Source organism: Cupriavidus basilensis, from assembly GCF_000832305.1.
Classification (GTDB): Bacteria; Pseudomonadota; Gammaproteobacteria; order Burkholderiales; family Burkholderiaceae; genus Cupriavidus; species Cupriavidus basilensis_F.
In genome coordinates this window covers 547,807-560,853 of record NZ_CP010537.1, presented here as the reverse complement: position 1 = coordinate 560,853, position 13,047 = coordinate 547,807, and the positions used below count along the sequence as shown (strand labels likewise).

General features: G+C 65.6%; 12 protein-coding genes. 6 read left to right on the top strand and 6 right to left on the bottom strand.

The window, feature by feature from the left end:
- Positions 1 to 2: 2 nt before the first annotated feature.
- Complete coding sequence (locus RR42_RS23310) at positions 3 to 1,328, top strand: cytochrome-c peroxidase (protein WP_052494881.1); 1,326 nt, start codon at positions 3 to 5, stop codon at positions 1,326 to 1,328.
- Here the strand turns inward: RR42_RS23310 and RR42_RS23305 are convergent.
- A complete protein-coding gene (locus RR42_RS23305; protein WP_043353402.1) occupies positions 1,325 to 1,900 on the bottom strand; it encodes a hypothetical protein in 576 nt (191 codons plus the stop codon). The two genes, RR42_RS23310 and RR42_RS23305, sit on opposite strands and share 4 nt — an antisense overlap.
- Before the next feature lie 156 nt (positions 1,901 to 2,056).
- Here RR42_RS23305 and RR42_RS23300 point away from each other — a divergent pair, with 156 nt between their 5' ends.
- The gene (locus tag RR42_RS23300; RefSeq protein ID WP_158408297.1) at positions 2,057 to 2,959 is read left to right on the top strand and encodes a LysR family transcriptional regulator; all 903 of its coding nucleotides are present in this window, start codon (positions 2,057 to 2,059) and stop codon (positions 2,957 to 2,959) included.
- A 29-nt stretch (positions 2,960 to 2,988) separates the two neighbouring features.
- Here the strand turns inward: RR42_RS23300 and RR42_RS23295 are convergent, their stop codons facing one another.
- From RR42_RS23295 to RR42_RS23280, 4 genes are read right to left on the bottom strand one after another with little or no spacing between them, the layout of a single operon-like run.
- Positions 2,989 to 3,726 (bottom strand): enoyl-CoA hydratase/isomerase family protein, encoded by a 738-nt coding sequence (locus tag RR42_RS23295; RefSeq protein ID WP_043353398.1) that lies wholly within the window; start codon positions 3,724 to 3,726, stop codon positions 2,989 to 2,991.
- A gap of 32 nt (positions 3,727 to 3,758) precedes the next feature.
- The gene (locus RR42_RS23290) at positions 3,759 to 5,276 is read right to left on the bottom strand and encodes an AMP-binding protein (protein ID WP_052494880.1); all 1,518 of its coding nucleotides are present in this window, start codon (positions 5,274 to 5,276) and stop codon (positions 3,759 to 3,761) included.
- 47 nt (positions 5,277 to 5,323) lie between these two features.
- On the bottom strand, positions 5,324 to 6,346 hold the full coding sequence (locus RR42_RS23285) for a Bug family tripartite tricarboxylate transporter substrate binding protein (protein ID WP_158408296.1): 1,023 nt from the start codon (positions 6,344 to 6,346) through the stop codon (positions 5,324 to 5,326).
- A gap of 32 nt (positions 6,347 to 6,378) precedes the next feature.
- On the bottom strand, positions 6,379 to 7,494 hold the full coding sequence (locus tag RR42_RS23280; protein ID WP_043353392.1) for a porin: 1,116 nt from the start codon (positions 7,492 to 7,494) through the stop codon (positions 6,379 to 6,381).
- 289 nt (positions 7,495 to 7,783) lie between these two features.
- Here RR42_RS23280 and RR42_RS23275 point away from each other — a divergent pair, with 289 nt between their 5' ends.
- From RR42_RS23275 to RR42_RS23260, 4 genes are all read left to right on the top strand, one after another.
- Positions 7,784 to 8,791: an NAD(P)H-dependent flavin oxidoreductase gene (locus tag RR42_RS23275; RefSeq protein ID WP_043353390.1), complete on the top strand. Its 1,008-nt coding sequence runs from the start codon at positions 7,784 to 7,786 to the stop codon at positions 8,789 to 8,791.
- An 82-nt stretch (positions 8,792 to 8,873) separates the two neighbouring features.
- Positions 8,874 to 9,389: a pyridoxamine 5'-phosphate oxidase family protein gene (locus RR42_RS23270; protein WP_043353389.1), complete on the top strand. Its 516-nt coding sequence runs from the start codon at positions 8,874 to 8,876 to the stop codon at positions 9,387 to 9,389.
- 280 nt (positions 9,390 to 9,669) lie between these two features.
- Positions 9,670 to 10,839: an MFS transporter gene (locus RR42_RS23265; protein WP_052494879.1), complete on the top strand. Its 1,170-nt coding sequence runs from the start codon at positions 9,670 to 9,672 to the stop codon at positions 10,837 to 10,839.
- 28 nt (positions 10,840 to 10,867) lie between these two features.
- On the top strand, positions 10,868 to 11,563 hold the full coding sequence (locus tag RR42_RS23260; protein ID WP_043353388.1) for a glutathione S-transferase family protein: 696 nt from the start codon (positions 10,868 to 10,870) through the stop codon (positions 11,561 to 11,563).
- A 540-nt stretch (positions 11,564 to 12,103) separates the two neighbouring features.
- On the opposite strand, the gene RR42_RS23255 is transcribed toward RR42_RS23260, so the two are convergent.
- Positions 12,104 to 12,976 carry a LysR family transcriptional regulator gene (locus RR42_RS23255; RefSeq protein ID WP_043353387.1) on the bottom strand — a complete coding sequence of 291 codons (873 nt, stop codon included), beginning with the start codon at positions 12,974 to 12,976 and terminating at the stop codon, positions 12,104 to 12,106.
- Positions 12,977 to 13,047 lie beyond the last annotated feature (71 nt).

The window sequence follows — 13,047 nt, the reverse complement described above, 5'->3', positions numbered from 1 at the left end:
CCATGCGCGCCGCCAGCGCCACCCTTGCCGCCATCTGTCTTGCGGCTGGCACTGGCGGCGCGGCGCTTGCAGCGCCCGCGCCGGGGATGGTGCTGATGCCCGGCGCCCCACCCGCCAGCGTGGTGGACACCATCGGCAAGGGCACGCCCAAGGTCGCCGCCAAGGTCGACCCCACCGCCGCCGTGTTCCGCCCCGACCCGGCACTGGCCGCGCTGGGCAAGCGCATCTTCTTCGATGCGCGCCTGTCCGAGCCGCGCGGCATGTCCTGCGCCGGGTGCCACGACCCCGCGCGCGCCTTCGCGCCGACGCTATCGCCCGCGTCGCTGGCAGGCCCGCACGTGCCCCAGGGCAGCCGGCCCGGCCGCTTCAGCCTGCGCAACGCGCCCTCGCTGCTGTACGTGCGCTACATCCCGCGCCGGCACTTCTACCAGGACGACGACGCGCCCTACGCCTCGCCTTTCGGCGGCCTGTTCGCCGACGGGCGCGCCGATACGCTTGCCGAACAGGCGCGCGGCCCCTTGCTCGATCCCAACGAGATGAACAACGCAACGCCGGCCAGCCTGCTGCGCAAGGTCAAGGCGACGGAGCTGGCGCCCGCGCTGGCGGCGCGCTTCGGCCCCGCCGTGCAGACCGATCCCGAGCAAATGCTGCTGGCGCTCGGCAAAGCGCTGGAGGCCTACCTGCAGAGCGATGAGATGGCGCCGTTCAGCTCCCGCTTTGACGATTACCTGCGCCATCGCACGCCGCTGGCGCCAGCGCAAGCCCGCGGCCTGGCCTTGTTCAAGAACCCGGACAAGGGCAACTGCATGACCTGCCACACGCTCTCGGACACCGCCAGCCGGCCGGAGCGATCGCTGTTCACGGATTTTGGCTATGACGCGATTGCCGTGCCCCGCAACCGGGCGCTAGCCGCCAACCGCGATCCCAGGCGCTTCGACAATGGCCTGTGCGACACCGCCCGCCGCCTGCGCTGGCCCGAGCCGGAGCAATGGTGCGGGTACATCCGCACGCCCGGCCTGCGCAATGTCGCGGTGCGCCAGAGCTTCATGCACAACGGCGTGTTCACCACGCTGCGCGATGCCGTGGCCTTCTACAACACGCGCTCGACCGACCCGGGCAAGTGGTATCACGGCGGCAAGACCTTCGATGACGTGCCGGCGGCGTATCGGGGCAACATCAATATCAACTCGACGCCGATGAACCGGCGCGCAGGGACCGCGCCGGCCATGACCGAAGCGGAGATCGACGATCTCGTGGCGTTCCTGCGCACGCTGACCGATGCGCCCTATGTGGGCCTCATGCCGGCCGCGCAGGCCGCCAAGCCCTAAGGACCCCGCGCCGCGCAGACGGCATCGGCCTCGAACCCGCGAAAGACCAGTTGCGTGGGATCCGGCTGCGGCTCGATCTCGCGGCCGTCCTTGCCGGCCAGCCGCAGCACCTGCCCGGTGCAGCTCTTCGCCGCCGCGTCGCGCTGGTAGCGCAACTCGTACTGCCAGCCTGGCAGCGGCACAAAGGAAACCCCCACCGCGCACCGATAGGGCTGCTCGCCAGCGGCAACCGCCGCTGCCGTCAGGTAGATGCGCTGGCCAGCCACCAGCCACCGCTCACGCGTGCGGCCGGGCGGCTCCGGCGATATCCCCACCATGGCCAGGTCGCGCTCCGTGCCCATCGCGGGCAGTTGCTTGCCCGTGCCGCCCAGCAGGAGCGGCTTGGGTGGCTTCGGGCACCGGGTGGCGTCCACCACGTTGAAAGTCGTGTTGTCGTCCGTGTTGGTCACCAGCCGGATGCGGGCGGCGGGCGTGCCGGTCTCGACCCGGTAATGGGAAATGCAGCCGGACAAGGCAAGCGCCAGGACGCAGAGCGCAGCGGGCGGAATGGCGGTTTTGCGGACTTTCGACATGGGGATGCAGGAAAGTTGGCCACCGGCAAAGCATACCCGCTTTGATTTCATGACGGTTTTCCCCAAGAGGCCAATTGCGTGTGCCATGGCACAATGATCGCGAACGTGCGCGTTCGGTCTGTCAGGTGGCCAGTCAACCAATACCGCCCGCTCAACATGATAAATATCAATCACATCTACGCATTCCTTGAGCTGGTGGAGCAGCGCAACTTCAACGCCGCGGCGGAGAAACTGCACCTGACCCAGTCGGGTCTGTCGCGCAAGATCAGCGCTATCGAGGAACGGGTCAATCAACGACTGTTCGAGCGCACCACCCGCTTCGTGCGTCCTACCCGCGCTGCCATGGTGCTGGCGCGCCACTGGCGCGAGGCACTGGTCAGCTATCAAGCCGGGCTTGCGGAGATTGGCGCAACGGATGCGGACCTGGCCGGCTCGCTGTTGATTGGCGTTAGCGCAACCTCAAGGTTTGGAGAGTGGCAGAAGTTCAGCGACCTATTCTTTCAGACCTTTCCCAGCGTGAATGGCCGCATCGAGTCAATGCCTTCGCAAGACGTGGTGTTCTATGTGCGCAACGGCGACCTGGACGTCGGTTTTTGCGGCGGCCCGATCGCGGACGACAGCCTGGGCGTCATCCAGATCGAGCAGATCCGCTACCGCGTGCTCCTGCCTGATGATCATCCACTGGCACAGCGCGCGTCACTGACATTGGCGGACCTGCGGGGGGAGGAACTGAGCCTGGTGAACGCCAAGACCTGGCCGCGAGTGCGCGAGAACCTGGATGCCTTGCTAGCGCAATGCGGCCTGCTCGGCGCGGTCGCTTACGAGTCCAACTTCATCGACCGGGTCCTACGGGACATCATCGACAACGGCCGCGTCGGCATCCACCCGCTGGCCGAGAACTACCTGTTGCCCAGGGGCGTGACGTTGCGAGAGATCGATGACCTGGCGCTCTGCCTGGAGAATATGTTCGTGTGGCGAAAATCCACCACGTCGCCCCTGGTCCGCAGCATGGTCAGCATGCTGACGCGGTATTTCGACGGGGCCGCGGCGAAGTCGTGAGAGCGGGCCTTCGCCCGCACCCACGGCTTCTATCGCCCAACGAAATTCGCCCTGCGCTTCTCAGCGATGCTGCCCATGCCCTCCTTCAGGTCATCGCTTTCCAGCATGAAGGACAGCTCTCTCTGCAGGCGATAGGCCTGCACGGCTGGGCTGTCCGGCACCACCGCATTGACCAGCCGCCGCAACCGCGCGATGACCAGCGGCGAGTTGTCCGCCAATGCCCTCGCATACTCGAGCGCTGCGTTCAACTGTTCGCCTTCGGGTACCAGCCGGTTGACCAGCCCGACCTCATAAGCGCGCCGGGCCGGCAGCGCGCCGCCGAGCAACATCACTTCCATCGCCACCTTGTGCGGAATCCGCGCGGCCAGACCGGCGATCATACCCATCGACACACCCAGCTTGGCTTCCGGGTACATGAACCTTGTCGTCTCCGTGGCCACGCACAGATCGCACATCTGGACCAGTGTCATCGCCGCACCGAGGCACCAGCCGTTGACAGCGGCCACGAGCGGCTTGCCAGACGGTGCGCCCGCGCCAGGGATGCTGCGAGCGATGTCCTTGGGGAAGGCGCGGAGATCCGCACCCATCGTGAAGTTCTCACCGTTAGCGCAAATGACGCCAGCCCGCGCACTGCCTTCGTTGAGCCGGCAAAGCGAGTCGTGCAGCCCCTGCACGACCTCATCGCTGAACAGGTTCTTGCCTGGACGGTTCAGGGTGATGATCGCGACCCGATCCCGCTCCTCATACAACACGACCTGATCTGACATATGCCTCCTTGGGATTGGTCAACCTGGTAGAACTAGCGTCTCGCGTACCGCTGTTGCAGCGGCAGCTTGTAGAGTTTCCCGTTGGGTTCACGGGGCAGCGCGGGATCGAAATCGATCGTCTTGGGGCATTTGATCGCCGAGAGCTTGCTGCGGCACCAGGCGATCAGCTCCTGGCCAAGCTCGGGGCCCGCGTCGTGCGGCGCGACGGCCTGCACCACCGCCTTGACCTGCTCGCCGAGGTCCTCGTCCGGAATGCCAAACACCGCGCAGTCCGCAACCGCCGGATGGGCACCCAGCACATCCTCCACTTCCTGTGGATAAACGTTGACCCCACCCGTAATGATCGTGAATGACTTGCGGCCCGTCAGGTACAGATAGCCTTCGGCGTCGACGTAACCCAGGTCGCCATAGGTCCGCCAGCCTTGCGGGCTCGTCACCTTTTCGGTCTTTGCGGCGTCACCGTGATAGCTGAAATTGCCCGTGCCCTCGAAGAAGATCATGCCGACCTGCCCCGCCGGCAACTCATGCCATTCGTCGTCAAAGATGTGGATGGGCGCTTGCGTGGAGCGCCCAACCGAGCCCTTGTGCAGCAGCCACTCCTCGGACGTGATGCCGCATGTGCCGACGCCTTCGGTGCCCGCATACACCTCGTAGAGAACCGGGCCCCACCACGCGATCATGGCCTCCTTCACGTAGACCGGACAAGGCGCGGCGCCATGGACCGCGAAGGTCATCGACAAGAGCTGGTAGCGCCGTTTCACGGCATCGGGCAGGCGCAACATGCGGGAGAACATGGTTGGCACCCACAAGCTGGCCGTGCATTGGTATCGCTCGATCAGTGCCAGCGCCTGCTCCGGGTCGAAACGCTTCATCACGATCAACGTCCCCCCCGTTGCCAGAATGGCGCACGCATACCGGAACGGCGCGCTGTGGTAGAGCGGCGACGTGGAGAGGAAGACCGTGTCGCGGGTGCAGGTCTGCATCAGCGCTGCCAGGCGAGGATCAGCGCTGTCGTACGGGCGGGTCATCGTGGCACGCTTGACGCCCTTGGGCTTGCCCGTGGTGCCGGACGAATACAGCAACACCTCCCCGCAGGCCGGGTCGGAGAGTTCGCTGTCGTCAAATCCCGCGGCGGCGCGGTCCCAGTCCAGGTAACCGGCCACTTCTCCCATGCAGGCAATACGGTGTACACCGGGATCGAGCAGGCCAGGCAGGCCCGGCATTGTCGCAACCTTGCTGGCCGCGATGACCAGCATGCTGGCACCGCTATCCGCCACGATGTACGCGAGTTCTTCCGCCGTCGCCCGTGTCGAAACCGGCGTGAAGTAGACGCCGATACGTTGCGCGGCGAGACAGACCGCCAGGAACGCTGCGTCGTTTTCCAGGCAGAAGACCAGCGTATCACCCGCACGAAGACCCTGGCTCATCAACAGGCGTGCGCCGCGATTGGCTCTGCGCTCCAGCTCGCCATACGTCAACGAGAAATTGTCGTCTGCAAAAATGGCGCACACGTCTTCCGGCGCGGTCTTTCCAAAATGGGATGGATGCATGATTCAGTTGGCTAGTCGGCTTGGTGCCATTGCGGATTGCATGGCTTCTATTCTTCGATCGAGATGCCGGAATGGCGAACCGCGTCCGACCAGAATTTCAGCTCCGTCTGGAAGTACCGCGCGGATTCCTCCACGCTGAGGTTGAGCGGCTGGAGGTTGTAAGCCAGCGACTTCGCCTTGATCTCTTCGTCGACCGCTTCGCGAAACGCCAGGTTCAGCTTGCGCAGGACCGCCACCGGCGTACCCGCCGGCGCGTACAGGCCTACGTGGAATTTCACGGAAAACTTCTCCATGCCCGGTGTTTCGGAGGCCAGCGGTATGCCCGGCATGGAAGGACTGCGGTGCGGGCCCGTTTGCGCGATCACCTTGACCCTGCCGGTAGGCAGCAACGGCGCCATCCCGGTGTAGCCATCGAAGGTCATGTCGATGACGCCGGAGCCCAGGTCGTTGAGCAGGGTCGGCCCACCTTTGTAGGAAACCTGCGTCAGCTTGATCCCCGCCATCTGTTCGAGCAGCACCGGGCCCAGGTGCGTCGTGCCGCCTACCGTCGATGTCCCGTAGGTGAGGCCACCCGGCTTGGTCCTGGCCAGGGCGAGAAAGCCCGCGAGGTTGGTCACGGGCAGCGTGCCGCTGACGGCCACCGCGAAGCCGTCTTCGCCCAGGTAGGTGACGGGAACCAGATCGGTTGCCGTGTTGTAGGGCAGCTTGCGGTAGAGCGCGGAGTTGGTCAGCAGCGTGTTGACGGCGATCAACAGGGTGTAGCCATCGGCGGGGCTCTTCGCCACGGCGCTGGTCGCAATGATCGTGTTGCCGCCCGGCCGGGGCTCGATCACGACGGGCTGGGCCAGGATCCTGGCGACCCGGATGGCAAGCGGGCGAAGAAAGTTGTCGGTGGATCCGCCTGCGGGGAACGGCGTGATGACACGGACGGGACGCGATGGAAATGCATCGGGCTGCTGCGCTGACGCACCTGGCCCCAGGGCCGCAAGCCCCAGCAAGACGGCAGGCGCTGCCGCAAGCCGCGCGCGGCGCGTCCGTGACAAAGCTGGGAACCGGCTATTCGCGATCATGTTCATACACTCCTCTTGGGATGCGCGCAGCATCAGAATTTGTGACGGATGCCGACGGCCGCACCCAGCATGCTGTCCTTGCCCGTGCCAAGGAAATAGCCATTGGCGAAGCTGTTCGCCGAGGTATCGAAATCCAGGCCGGCGTTCTTGGCATAGGCCGTGCTCAGGTACACATCCGTGCGCTTGGACAGGTTGTAGTCCACCATGAACGATACCTGCCACGGGTTCTTGATGTTCGCGCCGCCCAGGCTCTTTACGTCGTCGTAGTAGTAGGCCAGTGTGAGGCCGAGCGCCGGCGTGGCTTGGTAGTTGGTGCCGAGCCAGTAGTAGTCGTCGCGCAGGATCGCAGCGCCGCTGGCGTCGGTGTTCTTGCCCCAGCGGTAGCCGCCCATGAGCTTTGCGGCACCCACGGTGTAACTAGCGGCGGCGCCGACCTTCTTGAACGTGCCGGTGCCGCCCGCCGCGTTTAGCGTGGGGTTGAACTGGTCATAGGCAAGGCTCGCGCCGAACGGGCCGGCTGCGTAGGACACACCCGCCCCGTAGCCGGTATCGCGGCGGAATTGCCCTGGCACCTCGCCGCCACCGGCAACGCCGTTGCCGAAGCTCCAGTGCGCGATGGCCGTGACAGGCCCAAAGACACCGTTGTACTTGACCGTGTTGTCCGACCTGACGTTAAGGCCAAGCAACGCCACGAATGGCTCGTACTGGCTCGCGTAGCCCGTGGGGGAGAAATCAGCGAGCATGCTGAACAGCGTGGAGTACTGGCGGCCGAAGGTAACCCGGCCGAAGCTCGCGCTCTCCAGGCCCACGTAGGCCTGCCGCCCGAACAGGCGGCCACCTTGCTGCAGCTTGCCATCGTCGGAGCCAAAGCCGTTCTCCAGCACAAACAAGGCTTTCATGCCGCCGCCGAGCTCCTCCACGCCGCGCAGGCCCCAGCGCGAGCCGGACAACCCACCCGCCGTCATCCGTGCCACGTTGCTGGCCGGGCCGGCGGCAAAGCCATTGGCCGCGGACGGCGTGACGCCGGAAAGATTGGTGACGTACTCGATATTGGTATCCACGACGCCGTACAAGGTCACACTGGAATCGGCCTGCGCCACACCAGCGAACAGGCTGAATGCAGCCAACGCGAAAAGCGATTGCTTCATACTCGAAATCTCCTCCTGCCATCGTTATTGTTCTGATCCGTGGGAGCATCGCGTCCGGCGAGATGTCCTGCCGCAAACTATTTCATATCGACCCGGGAGCGTCCAATGACGGTTCCGGGTTTATTGATGTGAGAGTGGAATCAATGCGAAGGAGACGGGGCAGACGGCATGGAGCGTTTCATGCGAGGTTCGCATCATTAAAGCCCGAACGCGCATTGGACGCGGCCGGCGCACGGCTCGTATAGTTCTTCGAAGCACTGCCCCTCCCTCCATCCCACAAGGAAATTCCATGGCCATTCCGTCGGCGCTGAACAATGCGCTTCGCCTGCCAATCATCGGGTCACCCATGTTCATCAGCTCGGGCATCGAACTGGTGGTCCAGCAATGCATAAACGGCATCGTGGGGGCCTTCCCAGCGCTCAACGCGCGCCCGCAGGCGCAGCTTGCCGACTGGATCGCGGAGATTCGCGAGCGCCTGGCTGCCGCGCGGCGGGCTGACCCGGCGCGCAAGGTCGCGCCCTTCGCCGTGAACCAGGTCATGAGCAAGCTCAACACACGCTGGGAGCAAGACCTCGTCACCATCGTTGAGCACCAGGTTCCCATTATCATCACCAGCCTGAAGGCCCCGCCAATGGAAGTCATCCAGGAAGTGCATGCCTACGGTGGCCTGGTCTTGCATGACGTGACCAATGTGCGGCATGCCAGGAAAGCCGCGTCGATGGGCGTGGATGGCCTGATCCTGGTGGCCGCCGGCGCTGGCGGCCAGGGCGGGGACCGCAGCCCGTTCGCCCTGATCAACGAGGTGCGGCGCTTCTTCGATGGCGCCGTCGTGCTGGGCGGCGCCATATCTACGGGCGGCGACGTGCTGGCCGCGCAGGCCATGGGCGCTGATCTCGCGTACATGGGCACGCGCTTTCTCGCCGCGCAGGAGTCGTGCGTGAGCGATGTCTACAAGGAAGAGCTCATCCAGAGCACGGCGGCCGACATCGTCTACAGCAACACCTTTACCGGGGTGTACGGCAACTACCTGCGGGCAAGCCTGGTCAAGGCAAACCTGGACCCCGACAACCTGCCGCCGTTCAGCGAGGAAACCAGCAAGTACCGCAGTACCGGGGACGGCAACGTAAAGGTCTGGCGCGATGTTCGCGGCGCCGGCCACGGATGCGGCTCCATCGATGCGAGCGAGCACGTGGCGGACATCATCGCCACGCTTGAGGCCGGGTATCACCGCGCCGCCGATGAGATGCAGCGCAAGCGCTTCGCGCCGGCGGCCCGGGCGGCCGCGTCAATGTCCTGAAGTTTGACATGCGGCCGCCGTGGTTCGTATAAATAAGGGGCGCGCGCAACCCGGCGTGTCCCGACAACCTCCACGGACCTCTATGCAAACGCCTTGCCTTGCCGATGCCTGGCCCACCATCCGCGCGCTGATCGAGCGCGGACAGCGATCCTCCCTTTACTGCGCCCTCGCCACCGTCGGCGCCGACGGCATGCCTACGGTCACGCCCATCGGGACCGTGTTCGCGCGCGCGGACCAGACGGCATTCTTCTTCGACCGCTACACCAGCACGCTGGCCGCCAACCTTGCCCACAACGACCAGGTTTGCCTGATGGCCGTCGATTCCGGCAAAGGCTTCTGGTTTCGTTCGCTGCTGCGCGGCCGCTTTCACCAGCCGCCAGGGGTACGCCTCTATGGCACCATTGGTCCGCTGCGCCCGGCAACGGCCGCGGAGCTTCAGTTGGTCCAAGCCAGGGTAAAGGGGTCCCGCTGGCTCAAGGGGACGCGGCTGCTGTGGTCGAGCTTCACCCACGTGCGGGATATCCAGTTCACTGCCTTCAGGCCTGTGGCCTACCCGGTGATGATGGAGGGGCTGTGGGAGACGGCACGCAACCCTTGACCTCGCCCGGCTAGCCAAACCCAGCCTTTGCCATATCCAGATTGACAGCGCTTGCGCCCGGACTTACCCTCGGCCGGGTTATCCGATCGGCCCGCATGTTGATATCCATATCGATATCACTTCACGGCTACGTGGCTTCAAGGCTGCCCGTAGTGTGCCGATCAGGTCACGACAAAGAAGAAAACAATAACAACAATACAAAGACAGAGACCGTTCCACCGTGCCCCCTCGCCTGTCCGACCTCCGCCCCGTCCTGCCGATCCTGCTCGGTGCTTCCGTCATGCTGAGCCTGGCCATGGGCCTGCGCCAGAGCCTTGGCATCTTCATGCCCCCGCTGACCAGGGACATCGGCATCTCGGTGTCGGATTTCACGATTGCGATCGCGGTGCAGAACCTGGCCTGGGGGCTGCTCCAGCCCATGGCCGGCGCCTGGGCCACGCGGGTGGGGTTCCGGCCGTTGATGATGAGCGGCTCGCTGCTTTATGTGCTGGGGCTGGCGCTGCTGGCCACGGCGCACGGCATCGCAGGCGTGACGCTCGGCGCGGGCGTGGCGATCGGCGCATCGATGGCTTGCACGGGCAGCGCCATTGCCATGGCGGTGGCTGCGCGGCCGGTGCCGGCGGCATTGCGCAGCGCGGTGCTTGGCATTGTGTCCGGCGCCGGCTCGCTCGGGGCGCTGGTGGCGGCGCCGATCGGGCAGGTGGTGGCGCAGTCGTTCGGCTGGCGCGTGGGGCTGGCGGCCTTTATCCTGCTTGCGCTGGTCATGCTGCCCGCCGCGTGGTACGCGGGCAAGGTGGATCGCCTGCCGTTGCCCTCGTTGCCCGGCGCCGTGCAGCAGAATGCGCGCGAGGCGCTTGGCGCGGCCCTGCGGAACAAGGCGTTCCTGGTGATGGGCGCCGCGTATTTCGTGTGCGGCATGCAACTGGTCTTCCTCACCACGCACCTGCCTTCGTATCTCGACATCTGCGGCATGGACCCGATGCTCAGCGCCAAGGCGCTCGGCGTGATCGGCGGCTTCAATGTATTGGGCAGCCTGTTCTTCGGCTGGGCTGGCGGGCGGGCCAACAAGCTGGTGCTGCTCGGCACCATCTACAGCGTGCGCTCGCTGGCGCTGGCCTGGTACTTCTCATCGGCGCCCACGCCGGGCAGCACGCTGGTGTTTGCCGCCGTGATGGGCTTCCTGTGGCTGGGCGTCGCGCCGCTGGTGGCGGGCTGGATCGCGCAGACCTTCGGCCTGCGCTGGCAGGCCATGCTAGGCGGCGTGGCGTTCTTCAGCCACCAGATCGGCAGCTTCGTCGGCGCGTTTGGCGGTGGGCTGGTCTACGATGCGCTGGGCTCCTACACCCTGGCGTGGCAGATCGGCGTGGCGCTGGGGCTGGCCGCCGGGCTGGCGCAGATTGCCTTTGCGGTGGCCACGCGCCCGCGGCCGCCGCAGCTGATGGCCACGTAGGCGGGCACTACGGCAAGGAGCAACGATCATGGCCCTGACTCTCCACTACCATCCGCTGTCTTCGTTCTGTCACAAGGTGCTGATCGCGCTCTACGAAAACCAGACGCCATTTTCCGGCGTTGTGGTGCACCTTGGCGAAAAGGACTCGCGCGCCGCGTTCCTGGCGCTCTGGCCCGTCGGCAAGATGCCGGTGCTGCGCGACGACAGCCGCGACGTGACGCTCCCGGAAACCACGATCATCATCGACTATCTCGACCAGCACTACCCGGGCGCGCAAGCGCTGCTGCCGGCCGGCGACGATGCGCGCCGCGAGGCGCGGCTGTGGGATCGCATCTTCGACCTGTACGTGCACCAGCCGATGCAGAAGATCGTGGGCGACCAGCTACGGGCCGAGGCAGAGCGCGACCCACGCGGCGTGGCGGACGCGCAAGCCGCGCTGCGCACTGCCTACGATTTGATCGAGCAGCGCATGGCCAGCCGCACCTGGATGGCCGGCGAGCACTTCACGCTGGCCGACTGCGCCGCGGAACCCGCGCTGTTCTACGCGGCAATGGTGGTGCCGTTCGCGCAAACGCATCCGCTCCTGGCCGCTTATTTCGAGCGCCTGGTGGCTCGTCCTTCGGTTGCGCGGGTGCTGGCCGAGGCCCGCCCCTACTTCCACATGCTCCCAATCAAGGACGCCATCCCGGCGCGCTTTCTCCAGGGTGAGCCGCCGGTTGCCTGATCCTGTCAATGGGTTGCACCTGTTGTAGCCCTGCGACAAGTCTTCCTGGCCGGCCTGGCGCAATCAATGCCTGCGTGTTGAAAGGCATGACAACACATGCGTGGCATGTGCACCAATATGCGGCGAATTGCCGCGCCAAGCGCCCGCCAGGTGACGCACGCGGCAGTTCATCCGCCCTGCCCGCTCCCGCCTCGCCGGCGACAGGCCGCTCCGCCGTTCCTAAAGCCGGGATAAGGGCGCAATGGCCCTGCTCCTCCTCGCATTGATCCCTCTTCCCGCTGCTTAAGATGCCGCCGCACCTCGCGAAACGCGACGAGGTGCCACAGCGTCGTAACCATCACGGAACGTTCTGCGGCGCCTTGCCCGGCAGCGCCCTGACTGAACGTGAACCCGGAACCTTGAACATCTGAAGATTTGCTGGTCCGGCAGCGCCCTTGTGGGCGCTGCCATGTCGTCCTGGTCGCCCCGCGTGCGCTCCCGCCGCGCGGGGCGCATTTTTTTTCAGGCCGCGGCGGCGTTTGCGCGGCCCGGGCAAGGGCATCATGTTGCGTGCGCGGTCTCGACGACAAGCGCATCGATCAGCGCTGCCATCGACGCGCGCTTGAGCGCCGACTGCCTGACCAGGACGCCGATCTCGCGGAACATGGGCTCGCCGGGCAACGGTATCTCCACCACGTGGCGCGCGGCTTGCAGCGGCACCAGCGCGGCCGGAATGATCGCGCAGCCCAGCCCTTCGTCGACCATCCGCAGGATCACGGCGGGCTCGTCCAGTTCCATGCCTTCCTCCACCCACAGCCGGTGCCGGCGCAGATAGCGGTCCACCAGTTGCCCACCCATGGAATGCCGGTTGTAGCGGATGAAGGGCATGGCCGCCAGCACCGCCTTCAAGTCGCGCGGCGAGCCCGCCGGCGCAATGCCGACAAAGCGCTCGCGCATCAGCGGCACCCATTTGAGTTCCTGCGGAATGCCGAGCCTTGGCTTGATCAGCACCGCCACGTCGAGCTCTCGGGCATCGACCTGGGTCAGCAACTGGGTAGACGTGCCGGGGACGATGTTGACGTGTGTCTTGGGAAATCCGGCGCGAAAGCGCTTCATGGCTCCGGGCAGCAGCGTGGCCTGCACGGTGGAGACGGCGCCAAGCTCCAGCGGCGTGGTGTCGGAGGCGCAATGCGCGCGGCCCTTCATGGACTCGTATAGCGCGACGAAGCGCATGGCTTCAGGCAGCAGCTTGCGGCCCTCCTGGCTCAGCGCGACCGATTTGCCGGCCCGTTCGAACAACGTGCAGCCAAGGTCTTCCTCCAGCCGGCGTATCTGGGTGCTCACCGCTGACTGGGTGAGGGCGAGGCGTGCGCCGGCGGCGGAAAAGGACGAGGTCTCAGCCGCCACGAGGAAGGTGCGGAAGTAACGGATCATTTGGGGGTCATGCCGGGATCATGCCGGAGTCATGCGGGGACTACAGGCGGCATGGCGTGATTGATATTGAA